Source organism: Croceitalea sp. P059, assembly GCF_031846365.1.
Classification (GTDB): Bacteria; Bacteroidota; Bacteroidia; order Flavobacteriales; family Flavobacteriaceae; genus Croceitalea; species Croceitalea vernalis.
The window spans coordinates 565,375-582,359 of record NZ_JAVRHW010000002.1; the positions used below are offsets into that span (position 1 = coordinate 565,375).

Consider the following 16,985-nt stretch of genomic DNA (forward strand, 5'->3'; position numbering starts at 1 on the left):
TTAGACTAAATTGGTTTATGCATAAAATTTTACTTTTATACATTACTGTAATTTTTATAGGTTGTGCTGAACAATCTAGAACACCTGAAGTTGTATACTTTGCTGGCGAGATTGTAAATCCAACAAGTGATTATATTGTTCTTTATAAAAATGAAGTAGTTGTTGATTCTGCAAAATTAGATAAAGACAATCTTTTTTCATTTACAATTGAAAATGTGGAAGAAGGCTTGCACCATTTTGACCACGCACCTGAATTGCAATATATATATTTAGAACAAGGCGATAGTATCCTGATTCGATTGAATACTATGGCATTTGATGAGTCATTAGTATTTTCAGGGTCTAATGAAGATGTCAATAATTTCATGATTGAAATGTTTTTGAATTATGAAGACGAAGAGCATTTAATTAATTCTTATTACAAGCTTGCTCCAGAAACTTTCAGTGTTAAAATAGATTCTTTAAGAAATCAAAAACTAGTTGAACTTAATACCTTGAGTTTAGAAGAAGGGCTTTCTGATAAAGCTTTTGCAATGGCTAAAGCTTCAATAGATTATAATAGTTATTTATACAAAGAAAAATACCCTTTTTATCATAAAAAGAAAACTGGTGAAGATGCCTTTCACAAGTTAGATGTATCATTTTATGATTATCGAAATAATTTAGATATTAACAATAAGGATATGGTTTATTTTAGACCATATTATGATTTTATGATTCATCATTTTGGAAATCTATCATATATGACCTGCATGAAAAAATGCGGAATGGATTCTCATTTGGCAAAAAAGAATCATCTACATTTAAATCGCCATAAAATGATTTTGATAGATAGTATGGTTCAAGAAAAGAACTTGCGCGACAATCTATTTAGAAACGTTACTATGGATTATCTTCTAAAGGTTCATGAGGTATCTCAGGACTGTGATACTTTTATTAGTGATTTTAAAAATCTTTCTGAAAACCCATATCACAAGGAAGAAATTACAAGTCTTTATCAAGGCATCCAAAACTTACAAGCCAACCAACAAGTTCCTGAACTATTAATAGAGAACAGTAATGGTGAAGAAATGTCATTGAAGGAAATAGCTGAAATAGAAAATACCGTTTTCTATTTTTGGACAGCCACACAAAAAAGGCATTTTAAAAACGTCATCAAACATGTTAAAAGACTACAGCAAAGTCACCCAGAATATAACTATGTAGGCATTAACTTGAAAACAGGTAAATCACAATGGTTAGCAATGATAAAGGATTATGAGCTAGATTTAGCCAATCAATATTGGGGTAGTGATTTTCAGAATATTCAAGAATCATTGATTGTTGATGGATTGAATAAATGTGTAATTACAAAAGATGGACGAATTGAAGATGCTTTTGCTCATCTCTACAAGTCTTTTAGTCCAAATAAAAATGCCATGGTCTCTAAATAAAACCACGGCATTTATTATTACTTCAGAATCTTTTCTTTTGTTTTCTAAGAATTTCCTTTCTTATAATCAGCTAAAAACTTAGCTAAACCAATATCCGTTAGTGGATGTTTCAATAAGCCCTCAATAGATGAAAGTGGTCCTGTCATGACATCAGCTCCAAGTTTAGCACAATCTATAACATGCATGGTATGACGAATTGATGCTGCAAGTATTTGAGTGTCAAAAGCGTAATTATCATAAATTAATCTTATTTCTGAGATAAGATTTAAACCATCCGTTGAAATATCATCCAATCTACCAAGAAAAGGAGAAACATAGGTAGCCCCAGCTTTAGCAGCCAATAATGCCTGTCCAGCTGAAAAAACAAGTGTACAATTGGTTCTAATACCTTTATCCGAAAAGTACTTCAAAGCTTTAACACCTTCTTTAATCATAGGTATTTTTACAACAATCTGCTCATGAAGTTTGGCTAAAGCCTCACCTTCTTTCACCATTCCGTCAAAATCTGTTGAAACCACTTCAGCAGAAACATCACCTTCAACAATAGTACAGATATCAACGTAATGTTTGAGAATATTCTCTTGTCCCGTAATACCTTCTTTAGCCATTAAAGACGGATTAGTAGTTACACCATCCAAAACTCCTAATGCTTCAGCTTCTTTAATTTGTTCTAAGTTGGCAGTATCAATAAAAAACTTCATAGTACGTTTCTCTTTTTAATGTTCTTAATGTGTTATAAAACTACAATTTATAATGATTCAAAAGTAGTCTTTCATATACTTTATCGGGTAATACTCTCTTCAAAATCAACGAAAACTTTTGCATAAAACTCCCAACCTTATAATGGCCTTTTGGGTTTACCGTATTTATAATTTTTAGTACTTTTTCAGCTACTTTAATAGGATTACTTGCATTACTTACATCATCGTTAATTAATTCTAGAGTACGTCCATAAGCCTTATATGGCGAATTATCGTCTACAGGTGAATGAAAACGACCAGCAGCAATATTAGTAGCGAAATCACCTGGAGCAAGATTAGTAATGTGAACGCCAAATTCTTTGGCTTCCATCCTTAAAGCTTCGGTTACAAGTTCCAAAGCACCTTTTGTAGCTGAGTAAATTCCTCGATAAGGCAAACCCATATAACCTGCAATTGATGTGATGTTAATTACAAGCCCAGAATTTTGTTTACGCATTTCGGGAAGAACAGCTTGAAGCATTCGAATAGGACCATTAAAATTTGTATCGAAAGCCTTTTCAATTTCGTAGATTGGAGTTTCTTCAATTGGCCCAGTAATACCAACACCAGCATTATTAATCAAGATATCAAGCTTACCTTCTTTTTCAATAATGTCACTTATGGCTTTTTTTATGGTTTCTTCCTTCTTCACGTCAAGCTCTAAAAGAGAAAAATCTTTAAAATCAGAATACTTGTCTAGGCTTCTTGTTGTTCCGTAAACAATAAATCCTTTTTGCTTTAAAAATATACCTATCGCTTTACCAATACCTGAAGATCCTCCCGTTATTAAGACAACTTTGTTACTCATAGTTCTTAAAAAACAATTAAAAAGTAAAAGAATCAACCTTCACTTTTAGGTACAAAAAAAGGCAAGCTACCTACATCGCACCGCTACGACCGCATACCCTTGCTGCGTTCCCACCCTGGGGGATTTTGCAGGAGCTGGTCGTGTAGGACTTGCCAAAGGCAAATATACGACCTTTTAAATTTGTTGCAATCGGTTTACATTCTTAATTTGGTATTGTAATTGGTAAAAAAAGCTATGCAAAAAATGAAAACTTATTTGTTAATACTAGCCCTAGTTTTAGTTGAGGCCTGTGGTAATAATTCAAAACCCGAAGAGCTCTTTGCGATTCAGCTAGAAGGTAATAAAAATCAGTTTCAAAAAAATCAGACTATAGGTATTGCCATAGACAATAAAAAAGAAGAAACCATAGGTGCTATTGAATATAGTATTGACGGTATAGCACTACCTGTAAATGATGGGAAAATTACGCTAAATATTGAAAGTTTAGGAAGTAAAAAATTGGTAGCTAAAATTACTTATGACGACATCAAAGTCGAAGTGTTTAAGACGATAAAAGTCTTAGCAGATAAACCTCCAGAAATTTATACCTATAAAATTTTAAATACATATCCGCATGACCCTAAGGCCTATACACAGGGTTTAGAATTTAGTGGTGGTGTTTTATATGAAAGTACTGGTAAGAAAGGGAAATCTACACTACGTAAGGTTAATTATGAAACCGGAGAAGTCTTAAAAAATATTAATCTAGATAATTCAGTTTTTGGAGAGGGAATTACGATCATGAACGATAAAATATATCAACTTACCTGGCAGAGTGGTTTTGGTTATGTTTATGACTTAGAGAATTTTGAAAAAACTGAAAGTTTCACTTATGGAAAAAGTAAAGAAGGCTGGGGACTATGTAATGACGGGACAAAAATTTTTAAAAGTGATGGGACTGAAAAAATTTGGTATTTAGAACCAGAAACTTTGGTCGAAACCGGTCATCTAGAAATCGTTACCAATAAGTCTATTTTTAATCGTGCAAATGAGCTTGAATATGTTGATGGAAAAATATATGCCAACGTTTATGGCAAGGAAAGTATGATGATAATTGATGCTCAATCTGGTGCAATAGAAGGTGTAATAAATTTTGGAGGACTTAAAAAACTTTCAGATAAGGGAGAAGAATGGGATGAGCAAAACTCTGTACTAAATGGTGTTGCTTATCACCCTGAAAAGAAAACCTTCTTTGTCACGGGTAAAAATTGGAATAAACTATTTGAAGTAGAAATTCTAAAGAAATAAGGATGTCAAAATACTCCATAAATATAAAGGTGACTGATGATGATTTGGATGATTTACATCATGTTAACAATGTCAGATATTTAGATTGGATTCAACAAATATCCAAAGAACACTGGAAGTTAAAAGCTGATAAACATCTTCAAAAAGAATTTATTTGGGTGGTAAGAAAACATATAATTACCTATCATAGTTCTGCTCAAATCAATGATAATTTATTATTAGAGACCAATATTGCAAGCTCTAAAGGAGCAATTTCAACTAGACAAGTCCGTATTAAAAATAATCTAACAAATAAACTAGTAGTAACTTCTGAGACAGAATGGTGCCTTATTAACCCATCCAATTTGAGGCCAGTAAGAATACCTGAAAAGGTTAATAACTTATTCTTGAATTAGTGATAGGTAATAATAAAATATTCAAAATATTAGCTGCTCTTTGCATTATTGTAGGCTTATCTTCTTGCCGAAAAGACTTTGATTTTAAAACGTCTTCAGGAAATTTGGAATTTTCAAAAGACACTGTTTTTTTAGATACTATTTTTAGTAATATCGGTAGTAGTACTTATACCCTAAAAGTTTACAATAAAGAAAATGAAGATGTATCTATACCGTTTATTGGGTTAAGAAATGGACAAGAAAGCAACTATCGGTTGAATGTTGATGGTATAGCGGGTAAAGAGTTTAATAACATTAGTCTTTTGGCAAAAGATAGCTTGTTTATATTTATTGAAACCACTGAGTCTATTGAAGACCAAGGCCAGAATGAATTTTTATATACTGATGCCATAACATTTGAAAACACTAATGAAACTAAATCAGTTGAATTAGTTACGCTTGTTAGGGATGCTATTTTTCTATATCCGCAAAGACTTGACAATGGTTTAAAAGAAACATTATTATTGGGTTTAGATGAAGAGCAAAACGAAATAAGAATAGAGGGATTTTTTTTAGAAGAAGACGAGCTTAATTTTAATAATGAAAAACCTTATGTTATTTATGGCTATGCGGCTGTTCCGGAAGGACAAAGATTAATTATTTCTGAAGGTACTAGGGTACATTTTCATAAAGATTCAGGAATTTTAGTGAGTCCAAACGCAAGTATTGAAATTAATGGATCATTAAGTGAAAACCAAACCTTATTAGAAAATGAAGTGATTTTTGAAGGCGACCGTTTAGAGCCTGAATTTGCCGATGTGCCTGGACAGTGGGGAACTATTTGGATAACCGCAGGAAGCAGTAATAATCAAATTGAACACTTGACATTAAAGAATGGCACTGTAGGTTTATTAGTAGATGGCTTACCAGAAGACAATAACACAACACTAGCCATAAATAACAGCCAACTATACAACAATAACACTAGTAATTTATGGGGACGAACAGCTAGAATCACTGCTGAGAATTCAGTTTTTGGCGGTTCTGGGTCAACCTCATTGTACTGTAATCTTGGTGGTAACTATGATTTTAAGCATTGTACAATAGCCAATTATTGGGTAAATGGTTTTAGAAATGCCCCTGCCCTATTTATAGATAATTTTGTCAATTTAAATGACGGTTCCTTATTAAGCGCAGATTTAGAACAAGCTACGTTTTCCAACTGCATTATTGACGGAAATAGAAATATAGAACTACTGCTCGCTACAAATGAATTGAATAGCTTTCAATTTAGTTTTTTGAACTGTTCCATTCAATTCAATGATATTAATAATGATTTTGTTCAAAACCCTTTATTTGACTTTGACAATCTAACCAGTTATCAAAATATCATTTTAAATTCTAATACGGATTTTGAAGATGCGCGAAATAATTTTTTCTTTCCCTTGATATCTTCTCAAATACTAGATCTAGGAGATTTGGATACAGCGCTCTCAGCACCCATTGATATTTTAGGTAATTCTAGAGTAACGACACCAGATTTAGGAGCCTATGAGTTCATAACACCCCAATAAATCAATCATTTCAAGTCAATTTAGACAGAACCCCTAGTTTTTTTAAGGTTAAAACGCAACATAGATTAAAAATGCAATTGTATCTTGGTTTTAATCTATTCGGGGGTATGGATTACACATATACAATTATTGATGCAAATGCTACAGCTAGTCTTCAGCTGCAGGCACAACTGCATGAATATCCCGATTTCATTTGCTCAGGTACGGCTTCAAATACAACCGACGGATTAAATCAAATACTAAAGTTTTTACCTGACCTTGTTATTATAAGACTTCATGAAAATGCCAATGAGTGTTTTCAGATGGTGAATGAAATGTATCAATATCTTCAAAAAACTCCTTTATTGGTAGGGGTGTCATCTACAAAGTCTCACGCCTATACTGCACTTAAAAGTGGATTCTTTGATTATTGGTTGTTACCCAACAACGAGTTTGAAATTAGAAAGACAATTTTAAAACTTAGAAAACAAGTACCTAAAGAAACTGTTCCAACAACTTTATGTTTAAAAACTTACCGTGACTATCATTATATAGACACCAATGAAATTCTGTATTTAAAAGCAGATAATAATGCTACAGATTTTTTCATGAAAGATGGTACTAAAATAAGTGCTTTTAAAACCTTAAAGGCTTTTGAAGCAACTTTGCCAGAAAATTTTATACGTATACATCAAAGCTATATTCTTAATATAAAATACGTTTCAAGAATAAACTTTGGTAAAAGCACCTGTACTATCAAAAATATTGAAAATCAGTTACCGTTTTCAAAATCATACAAAGAACGTATTGATAGTTTAAAAACTCTTCTTTCTAAAAACGCAATAGACATTATCAAATAAGCTAATTCTAATAAAATTAGGTCAATTACTAATACTTCTCTTTCGGTTACTTTTCTTTTAAAAATTGAACCATCATCCTTAAAGGCTCTCTTTACATTGCAGTAACAATAAAGAATTTAAATCAAATCACATAATCTAAAAATTGAACATCATGAAAAAAGTATTAAGTATAGTAGCCATAGCTGTAATGACATTGGGTTTTGTTTCATGCGAAACTGAAAGTACTGCAGATCAAGAAGAATTGTTTGTAAACGCAACAGATGACGAAGACAATGAACCTGGTAGTAGAGATTAAATTTCTCTTTAAAAAACTCTAAAACCCCAAATGTTAACATTTGGGGTTTTTTTGTATCTTGTCTGTAGGTAAAACGTTACAAAAGCGTGTAAACTACATTTATGAGGTTTGGGGTTGTCCTTTTATTGAATTTGATTTTTTTTAAAGGTTTTGGCTTCCAAAATACAGACCCCATAGACAGCACTACTATTTGGCTTGAAAATGTTAAGACTAATCATAACCTAACCGCAGAACAAAAAGACCTTTATCTTGAAAGAGCCTTACGAGCATTGTCAAAATCAAATCCCGATTCGCTAGATAAAATTTCGACTACTGCCTTAAAAACCAGAGATTCTAGCTTATTTAGAAAGTATAACAAGAAGGTTATTCTTTTAGCCACAGAACTAGGTGAAAATAAAGTACATGCCTTTGCCCATTGGGATTTGGCCGACTTTTTCAAAACAAAAGTACCAGATAGCGCCTTTTACCATTACCAGGAAGCTTTTGGTGTTTTTAGTTCGATGGAATTAGATAGTTCCAATAATTATTATCCTGGGCAGCTTTTAGTGCAGATTGGAAATTTACAGGACAACATTAAAGATTATGTAGGGGCCGAAATTAGTCATACCAAAGCTATCCAGTCACTTGAAAAATCAAGTAGAAAAGATAAGCTTTATGGAGCATACAATGGTTTGGCTATTTCTCAAGGAGCCTTGAATAAATTCGACAAGGCTATTGAGTATTATAAAAAAGCCAAAGAATATATTCCATATCGAAAGGATAAATCCGGCCAAGAAAGGGCGTACCTATCTAATGAAAATAATATATATGCTGTTTATTTAAAAAGTCATTCCTACGAAAAAGCATATTCGATGTTTGAAAACCTCCTAACCAAGGAAAAACTATTAAAAAAATATCCTACACTTTACGCTAGAGTTCTTGGGAGTTGGGCACATAGTGGTTTAAAAGGTGGAGCACTAAATATTGAAGATTTTGAAACTGCACTAATCAAATCAAACAAAATACTTGATAGTATTAACAATGAATATATCAAAGCTCGAAATCAGTACTTTCTTGGTCAAGTATTGGCTAAAAAAGGAGATACTCTAGAAGCCATTCAACAAATAAAAATTGGACAACAAATAGCCGAGAAAACCAAAAATTATGACCGGTTATTAAAAATATACAAAGAGCTTATTACTTTGGATAAAAAAAATAGTGCCCAATATGCATTATCTCATATAGCATTAAATAATGAGTTACTACAAAAAGAGCGCATCATACAAGATAAATTTGCTCGAATTCGTATGGAAACTGATGATATTCTCGAAGAAAATGAAGAATTAGCAAAGCAAAAAGAACTGTATGCCGGTGCAGCCCTTATACTATTGGTCCTTGGTCTCGGTATATTTACTATTATATCGCAACAAATTAATAATCAGAAACTAAAATTCAAGCAAAAGCAACAAAATAGTAATCAAGAAATTTACAACTTGATGTTGTCACAACACGGCAAGTTAGAAGAAGGCAAAAAATCTGAAAAGAAACGTATTTCTGAAGAGTTACATGACGGTATACTTGGTCAAATGTTAGGTATACGACTAATTTTAAGCGGACTTAATGAACGTTCTGACCAAGACGCCATTGAGCAGCGAGCTGAACTCATACAGAAATTACAAGAGCTAGAAGAAGAGGTTAGAACAATATCACATGAATTGAATGCATCGGCTTATGAAAAGGTGCACAATTTTATGGTTTCAATTCAAGATTTAATTAATAAAACTAAAGATTCAACTAATATTGGAATTCATCTTCACTACACGAAAGACTACAATTGGGATAGTTTGAATGGTGAAATGAAAATTAATATTTATAGAATTATTCAAGAGTGCCTACAAAATTGTATCAAGCATTCAAAGTGTAAAAACATAACTGTAAGTTTTGAAACCTCAGAAAAAGTGTTAAATTTAAATATCATTGATGATGGTATTGGATTTGACAATACTAAGGCAAAAAAAGGAATTGGATTAAAGAATATAATTTCTCGTGTTAAAAAAATGAAAGGGTTACTAAAAATTGACAGTAAAACTAGCAAATACACAAAAGTGTTAATGACTTTTCCTTTGGATTCAAATATTAAAAAAAATCTGAAACCATTTATCACTGGTAAAGCAATTGAAGAAGTATTATAATTTTAAAACAGTATTTTATGAAAACCCTTCGGATTTTAGCAGTAGATGATCATGAAATGACCATGCTGGGTTATAAATTTATTCTTGAACGTATTGTTTTTGATGACTATAATATCATAGTGGACACCGCCAATTCTTTTGACGCGGGCAAACAGAAGATAGAAGACTCTTTACATTCTTTTAAGTACGATATTATTTTTTTAGATGTTCAATTATTTCCACCAAATGAAGAACAGCCGCATAATGGAGAAGATTTAGGAATATTAGCCCGTAAAATGGTTCCAGAGTCTAAAATCATATTTATGTCGTCATTTAGTGACAACTATAGGATTAATAGCATTCTAAAATCAGTTGATCCTGATGGTTATATGGTAAAAACAGATATAGATCCTAAATCATTAGAGCAAGCTGTAAAAACCGTCCTTTTTGAACCGCCCTATTATTCGTCAAAAGCATTAGGAGCGATTCGTAAGAAAATGTCCAGTGATATTACACTCGATTCTAATGATAAAAAAATATTATATCATTTATCTATAGGAACAAAAACAAAAGATTTAGAGCAACATATTGAACTTTCGTCTTCATCTATTGAAAATAGAAAAAGACATTTAAAGTCTCTTTTCGGAACTGAAAAAGAGAACGATTTAGCGCTAATTGTTGCTGCAAAAAACAGAGGCTTTATTTAGTAGGTACATTTCAATCTTGCTATTATACAATTCACCTTATTTTAATGACATTTCAAGAAGAATTTTGATTTTAACATAATTTTAACATAATTATGATTAAAAACAAGATAAACCCCAGTTTTTTTATGGTTTTCATGCAATGATTTGGTTCATTTTCATTCTAACTTCGAGTAACTAATGTTTAGAACCATTTTATGTCAGACCAAAACCAAAACAATCAACATCCATTTCAGCAACGAAAAGAGCTAAATGGTTTACTTGGACTTCGTACTTTTAAAAATCATTTGGAGCGTGATTTTTTTGCCGACGCAACCATCCAAGAAATTACACTTGAGAATGAACAAGTTGATTTAATAGTTGAACTTAATTGCAACTTTAGTCTAACTGAAAGTCTATTTTATCTTAATAATGGAAATTGGGGTAGTTTTTATACTTCAAAAGCAAATCAGTCTGAAGCGTCGCCTTTTCAAACCGCCCTTTTTAATTTATCTGAAGAGAATCAGGTTAACATTGATATTGCTGAGCTTACTATCAATTTAAAAGATACTTCCATTATTGTGACCAAAATATTTACAAATAGTATTCCTGATGAATTGGGTACCATTTTATGCTCTATTAGTGAAAATTTTGTCCATTTTACAAAGGGTCTATCAGAAATGCCTTATGAAATTTTTGTTCCAGTTTTTGAAGAACAAGAAAATGAACCAAGTGCACTTCAAGACGTAAAAAGCACTAAAAAATCTAAAACGGACTATTTTGATTTCTGGGGACTCTATTTTGAATCTTCACCAGATTCATCAATTTATGATCTTAAGAACAAAACAATAATTGATGAAAGTGATTTTTTCCTTTTAAATCAATAAGTAAAGAAGCCTTTTAGTTAAATAACGGCCGTTCCCCCATTAATACATTTACTTTTTCCTTCACTTTTGTAATAGTACTCTCGTTTTCTGAGTTCATTATAATTTCATCAATATAATCAACAATAACTGACATATCTGACTCAACAAGACCTCTTGTTGTGATAGCTGGCGTGCCAAAACGAATACCGGAAGTTATAAACGGAGATTGCGTATCAAATGGCACCATGTTTTTGTTAGCGGTGATATCTGCCATTTCAAGAACCTTCTCGGCATCTTTTCCTGTAATATTTTTATTTCTAAGGTCTATAAGCATCATATGATTATCGGTGCCACCAGAGATTACTTTATAATCTTTATCCATAAATGCTTTTGCCATTGCAGCTGCATTTTTCTTTACTTGAATCATATAATGTAAAAAGTCGTCTGACAGTGCCTCACCAAAGGCAACCGCTTTAGCCGCTATAATGTGTTCTAAAGGTCCACCTTGGTTACCAGGAAAAACAGCTAAATCTAACAAAGCAGACATTTTTCTTAGCTTACCATTTTTTAATCGAATCCCGAAAGGGTTCTCAAAATTCTCTCCCATAAGTATCAAGCCACCACGCGGCCCTCGCAATGTTTTATGAGTTGTGGTTGTTACTATATGGCAATGCGGTATAGGGTCATTTAAAATACCTTTAGCGATCAAACCAGATGGATGTGAAATATCTGCCAATAAAAGAGCATTAACACTATCCGCTATTTCTCTAAATCTTTTAAAATCCATATCGCGAGAATAAGCTGATGCACCTGCAATGATTAATTTGGGTTGCTCCTTTTCTGCTATTTCTTGAATTTTATCATAATTCAAAGTTCCTGTTTCTTCATCAACTCCATAAAACACAGGATTATACAACCTACCAGAAAAATTGACTGGTGAACCATGTGTTAAATGACCTCCATGAGCCAAATCAAAACCCAAAATCGTATCACCAGGCTTAAGACATGCATGATAAACAGATGCATTAGCTTGTGAACCAGAATGGGGTTGTACATTAGCATAGGCTGCTCCAAATAATTCTTTGGCTCTATCAATAGCAAGTTGCTCAACTTCATCAACGACTTCGCACCCACCATAATATCTTTTACCAGGATAACCTTCAGCATATTTATTAGTAAGAACAGAACCAGCAGCTTCCATTACTTGTGGACTAGTAAAATTCTCAGAAGCAATTAGTTCAATACCTTCTGTCTGTCGTTGTTTTTCTTTTTGAATAAGGTCAAAAATTAGCGTATCTCTTTGCATTTTCACTATAAATTAAGACGCAAAAATACAAATTGAAAAGCGCAATTATATACTTATAAATACATTATTCGGTCATTTTATTAAATAAAAATCAACAATTAAAAAACCTAGCAAAGTCACTATAAATCAATTAATTAAGAACATTTATACTAGTTTTTATTCTTTTTCGTTAATCAAAATAAGGTTTTTGGCACGGCAATTGAAAACCTACTATAAAACCATAAAATCAAAAGCCATGAAAAAATTATTACTTATTAGTATTGCATTTGTACTGGCAGCCTGCGGTGGTGCCAAGAAAACTCAAGAGGCTATTAATAGCGGTAATTATACCACTGCCATAAATAAAGCCCTTAAAGAGCTTAAAAACAATAAAACAAAAAAGGGAAATCAAAAATTTGTTCTAATGCTAGAAGAGGCATTTGATAAGAATACCACAAGGGAACTTGAAAAAATTACTTTTTTAGAAAAAGAAGGCAATCCTGCTAATCTTGAAAAAGTGTATAATGGCTATCTACAATTAAAAGATATTCAAGGTAGAATCGGTTCTTTACTGCCTTTACCTATTTATGAAGAAAATAGAGAAGCTAATTTTAAGATGAATAATTATGATACCAAGATTTTAAATACAAAATCTTCCTTATCAGAATATTTATATGCCAATGCAACAGATTTACTTGAGAATGCTTCCAACAAGTTAGATTATAGACAAGCCTATGACGAATTAAAATACCTTAATGATATTAATCCTGGGTATTTTGATACAGCCAAGAAAATGGATGAAGCCTATCAAAAAGGCCTAGATTATGTGAAGGTGGAAGTCACAAACGATACAGAACAAATAATTCCAAAGAGATTAGAAGAAGAACTATTAGATTTTAATACTTATGGTATTAATAACTTTTGGGCAACTTTTCATTCCAGTCCAATGGAAAATGTAGCATACGATTATGCTCTTGAACTTGATTTTAATCAAATCAATATTTCACCTGAACAAGTAAATGAAACTCAAATAATCAAAGAAAAATTAATCAAAGATGGTTTTGAGTATGTACTTGATGATAATGGAAATGTCGCGAAAGATAGTTTAGGTAACGATATTAAAGTTGATAAATTCAAAAAAGTAACTTGTGATTTTTACAGATTTACACAATTGAAGACAGCTCAAATTGGGGCCAAAGTCAATTTTAAAGATTTACAGAGTGGGCAAGTTGTTAATTCATATCCTTTATCAAGTGAGTTTATATTTGAACATATCTATGCCAATTACCAAGGAGATAGAAGAGCATTAGATAATAGTCTAGTTGCATTGTTGGATTTGGCAGCCGTTCCATTCCCATCCAATGAACAAATGGTTTATGATGCTGGTGAAGATTTAAAAGCCCGATTAAAAGATATTGTGCGAAGGAATAACTTCAATTAAAATAGGAAAAAGCCCAGATATTATCTGGGCTTTTTTTTATATATATTGTTCTAATTGTACTTCAGAAATTGCTCCATGTGAGGTGTGAAATACCGTAACACCATTTTTTATAATTAATAATTGAGGTGATTGGTGAAGAACCTGAAAGTGAATCCCTGTTTCATTTGATACATCTCGATTTGCAAGCAAGTCCAAAAAATAGATATCCATTTGATTACTAGCTATATCATATTTATCTGTAAACATATTAAGTACCATTCTACTGATACCACATGAAGTGGAATGTTTAAATATAACCTGAGTTTTCGTTGCAGATTTCTGTTCTATTTCTTTAAGCTGTTCTACAGAGTTTAAAGGAATCCAAGGGAGACTTTTCTTCTCTTTTTTCATTTCTGAGCTCTTCCCGAATAAATCATTAAATATTCCCATAGTACAAATTTACGGGATATGTCGAACAATTCCTCAATACTTACAAAACTGACGAAATGTCTTTAAAAATCAGCCCTTTAGCGACATTTTGACTGATTCAATTATCTGGTAAGATTATTGAAAATAACATTTAAAATAATTGAAATGAACTTTAATAATTTTACTATAAAATCACAAGAAGCCCTTCAACAGGCGCAACAAATTGCGCATGGTTATGGCCATCAACAAATTGAAAATGAGCATCTTTTTAAGGCCATTAACGAGGTTGATGAAAACGTTCTTCCATTTCTTTTAAAAAAGCTCAATGTAAACACTCAATTACTAAATAAAGTTTTAGATAATGAGCTGCTAAGTTTTTCAAAAGTATCAGGCACAGATATTATGCTCTCCAGAGAGGCTTCAAAAACATTGACTGAAGCAAATACATTTGCAAAGAAAATGGGAGACGAATTTGTTTCCATAGAACATTTATTACTAGCAATTTTAAAATCTAACAGCAAGATTGCTCAAATTTTAAAAGATAATAGTGTTACTGAAAAAGATTTACAGACCGCGATTGAAGAGCTTAGAAAAGGAAATAAGGTCACTTCGCAAAGTGTCGAAGAAACTTATAACTCATTAGGGAAGTATGCAAAAAATCTAAATGATTTAGCAGATTCTGGAAAGTTAGACCCTGTCATTGGTCGTGATGAAGAAATTAGAAGGATTCTACAGATTCTATCTCGTAGAACCAAAAACAACCCCATGTTAGTAGGAGAGCCAGGCGTCGGTAAAACGGCTATTGCTGAGGGTTTAGCGCATCGAATAGTTCAAGGAGATATCCCCGAAAATCTGAAAGAGAAAATCATATACTCATTAGATATGGGAGCCTTAATTGCAGGTGCTAAATACAAAGGAGAATTTGAAGAGCGGCTTAAAGCTGTTATTAAAGAGGTAACCTCTTCCGATGGAGATATTGTTTTGTTTATTGATGAAATTCATACGCTCGTTGGTGCGGGTGGTGGACAGGGCGCAATGGATGCGGCCAACATACTTAAACCTGCGTTGGCGCGTGGTGAACTAAGAGCGATAGGCGCCACTACGCTAGATGAGTATCAAAAGTACTTTGAAAAAGATAAAGCCCTAGAGAGGCGCTTTCAGAAAGTGATTGTAGATGAGCCTGATACCGAGAGTGCTATTTCAATACTTCGAGGTATCAAAGATAAGTATGAGGCTCACCATAAAGTGAGAATAAAGGATGAAGCAATTATTTCAGCCGTTGAGCTTTCACAACGCTACATTACTAATAGGTTTTTACCAGATAAAGCCATAGACTTAATTGACGAGGCTGCTTCAAAGTTACGTATGGAAATCAATTCTAAACCTGAAGAATTAGATGTTTTAGACAGAAAAATAATGCAGTTAGAAATTGAAATTGAAGCCATAAAACGTGAGAATGATACTCAAAAGGTAAAGACTTTAAATCTTGAACTGGCGAATATTAAGGAAGAGCGTAATGAAATATTTGCCAAATGGGAAAGTGAAAAATCAGTAGTTGACAATATTCAAAAAACTAAACAAGATATTGAAAATTACAGACTTGAAGCTGAAAAGGCCGAACGTAACGGTGACTACGGGAAAGTAGCCGAATTACGATATGGAAAAATTAAAGATGCTCAAGAGTCCCTTGAAGTTTTAAACAAAGAACTTCAGGAGCAACAAAAGACAACGACTCTAATTAAAGAAGAAGTAACTAATGAAGATATTGCAGAAGTTGTAGCCAAATGGACGGGAATACCGGTAACCAAAATGCTCCAAAGTGAGCGTCAAAAATTATTACAATTGGAGGAAGTTTTACATAAAAGGGTAGTTGGTCAAGAAGAAGCTATTGAAGCTGTTTCTGATGCTATTAGAAGAAGTAGAACTGGTCTACAAGATTCTAAAAAACCCATTGGTTCATTTTTATTCTTGGGCACAACCGGAGTAGGTAAAACAGAACTTGCAAAAACCTTAGCGGCGTATTTGTTTGATGATGAAAATGCTATGACCAGAATTGATATGAGTGAATATCAAGAACGACATTCAGTAAGTAGATTAGTAGGAGCACCCCCTGGATACGTTGGTTATGATGAGGGCGGGCAATTAACAGAAGCTGTACGTCGTAGACCATATTCTGTAATTTTGTTGGACGAAATTGAAAAAGCTCACCCAGATACCTTTAATATTCTATTACAAGTATTAGATGAAGGAAGGCTTACAGACAACAAAGGAAGAATAGCTGATTTTAAAAACTCGATTATTATTATGACAAGTAATATGGGCAGTCATGTTATTCAAGATCAGTTTGAAAAAAACTCAAATTTGGAGTCAGCGACTGAAACGGCTAAAAGTGAAGTCATGACATTATTGAAAAAAATGGTTCGTCCAGAGTTTGTGAATAGAATTGATGACATCATTATGTTTACACCGCTGGACAAGTCCAATATCAAGGAGATTGTTCAATTACAACTTGAACAACTTAAAAAGTTATTACTGAACCAGCACATAACATTAGACGCCACGGAAGAGGCTATTAATCATCTAGCTTATAAGGGCTATGACCCTCAATACGGAGCTAGACCGATTAAACGTATCATTCAAAAAGAGGTGCTAAATAAATTATCAAAAGAACTTTTATCTGGTAATATAAAAAATGAAAGTATCATATTATTAGATTCCTTTGATGAAGCATTAGTCTTTCGAAATCAGAAAGAAATGTCAGAATAAAATCAATAAATAACGAGTAGAAAAAGAGGTGATTAT

Annotated in this window: 14 protein-coding genes and 1 other RNA gene; 10 read left to right on the forward strand and 5 right to left on the reverse strand. The window is 32.6% G+C overall.

What is annotated here, in order from left to right; all coding sequences use genetic code 11:
* Positions 1–17 precede the first annotated feature (17 nt).
* A complete protein-coding gene (locus tag RM542_RS08805) occupies positions 18–1,433 on the forward strand; it encodes a transaldolase (protein WP_311385373.1) in 1,416 nt (471 codons plus the stop codon).
* A 44-nt stretch (positions 1,434–1,477) separates the two neighbouring features.
* On the opposite strand, the gene fsa is transcribed toward RM542_RS08805, so the two are convergent.
* The 3 genes from fsa to ffs form a co-directional block, all read right to left on the reverse strand.
* Positions 1,478–2,134, reverse strand: a complete 657-nt coding sequence (gene fsa, locus RM542_RS08810) for a fructose-6-phosphate aldolase (RefSeq protein ID WP_311385374.1) — start codon at positions 2,132–2,134, stop codon at positions 1,478–1,480.
* Between the two features lie 40 nt (positions 2,135–2,174).
* The gene (locus RM542_RS08815) at positions 2,175–2,981 is read right to left on the reverse strand and encodes an SDR family oxidoreductase (protein ID WP_311385375.1); all 807 of its coding nucleotides are present in this window, start codon (positions 2,979–2,981) and stop codon (positions 2,175–2,177) included.
* Between the two features lie 56 nt (positions 2,982–3,037).
* An RNA gene (gene ffs, locus RM542_RS08820) (signal recognition particle sRNA small type) lies at positions 3,038–3,136 on the reverse strand.
* Positions 3,137–3,224: 88 nt separating this feature from the next.
* On the opposite strand from ffs, the gene RM542_RS08825 reads away from it, so the two are divergent.
* The 7 genes from RM542_RS08825 to RM542_RS08860 all read left to right on the forward strand — a co-directional run bounded on the left by RM542_RS08825 (position 3,225) and on the right by RM542_RS08860 (position 11,070).
* A complete protein-coding gene (locus tag RM542_RS08825) occupies positions 3,225–4,268 on the forward strand; it encodes a glutaminyl-peptide cyclotransferase (RefSeq protein ID WP_311385376.1) in 1,044 nt (347 codons plus the stop codon).
* A gap of 2 nt (positions 4,269–4,270) precedes the next feature.
* Positions 4,271–4,663 carry an acyl-CoA thioesterase gene (locus RM542_RS08830; RefSeq protein WP_311385377.1) on the forward strand — a complete coding sequence of 131 codons (393 nt, stop codon included), beginning with the start codon at positions 4,271–4,273 and terminating at the stop codon, positions 4,661–4,663.
* Between the two features lie 1,624 nt (positions 4,664–6,287).
* Entirely contained in the window at positions 6,288–7,055 is a 768-nt protein-coding gene (locus tag RM542_RS08840; RefSeq protein ID WP_311385379.1) for a LytTR family transcriptional regulator DNA-binding domain-containing protein, read from the forward strand.
* Between the two features lie 151 nt (positions 7,056–7,206).
* On the forward strand, positions 7,207–7,350 hold the full coding sequence (locus RM542_RS08845; protein WP_311385380.1) for a hypothetical protein: 144 nt from the start codon (positions 7,207–7,209) through the stop codon (positions 7,348–7,350).
* A 101-nt stretch (positions 7,351–7,451) separates the two neighbouring features.
* The gene (locus RM542_RS08850) at positions 7,452–9,521 is read left to right on the forward strand and encodes an ATP-binding protein (RefSeq protein ID WP_311385381.1); all 2,070 of its coding nucleotides are present in this window, start codon (positions 7,452–7,454) and stop codon (positions 9,519–9,521) included.
* A gap of 17 nt (positions 9,522–9,538) precedes the next feature.
* Positions 9,539–10,207: a histidine kinase gene (locus RM542_RS08855; protein ID WP_311385382.1), complete on the forward strand. Its 669-nt coding sequence runs from the start codon at positions 9,539–9,541 to the stop codon at positions 10,205–10,207.
* A 194-nt stretch (positions 10,208–10,401) separates the two neighbouring features.
* Complete coding sequence (locus RM542_RS08860; protein WP_311385383.1) at positions 10,402–11,070, forward strand: hypothetical protein; 669 nt, start codon at positions 10,402–10,404, stop codon at positions 11,068–11,070.
* A 13-nt stretch (positions 11,071–11,083) separates the two neighbouring features.
* On the opposite strand, the gene glyA is transcribed toward RM542_RS08860, so the two are convergent.
* Entirely contained in the window at positions 11,084–12,355 is a 1,272-nt protein-coding gene (gene glyA, locus RM542_RS08865; RefSeq protein ID WP_311385384.1) for a serine hydroxymethyltransferase, read from the reverse strand.
* Positions 12,356–12,590: 235 nt separating this feature from the next.
* On the opposite strand from glyA, the gene RM542_RS08870 reads away from it, so the two are divergent.
* On the forward strand, positions 12,591–13,775 hold the full coding sequence (locus RM542_RS08870; protein WP_311385385.1) for a hypothetical protein: 1,185 nt from the start codon (positions 12,591–12,593) through the stop codon (positions 13,773–13,775).
* Between the two features lie 36 nt (positions 13,776–13,811).
* Here RM542_RS08870 and ytxJ read toward each other — a convergent pair whose 3' ends face one another.
* Positions 13,812–14,204, reverse strand: a complete 393-nt coding sequence (gene ytxJ, locus RM542_RS08875) for a bacillithiol system redox-active protein YtxJ (protein ID WP_311385386.1) — start codon at positions 14,202–14,204, stop codon at positions 13,812–13,814.
* A gap of 144 nt (positions 14,205–14,348) precedes the next feature.
* Here ytxJ and clpB point away from each other — a divergent pair, with 144 nt between their 5' ends.
* Positions 14,349–16,949 carry an ATP-dependent chaperone ClpB gene (clpB, locus tag RM542_RS08880; protein WP_311385387.1) on the forward strand — a complete coding sequence of 867 codons (2,601 nt, stop codon included), beginning with the start codon at positions 14,349–14,351 and terminating at the stop codon, positions 16,947–16,949.
* Positions 16,950–16,985 lie beyond the last annotated feature (36 nt).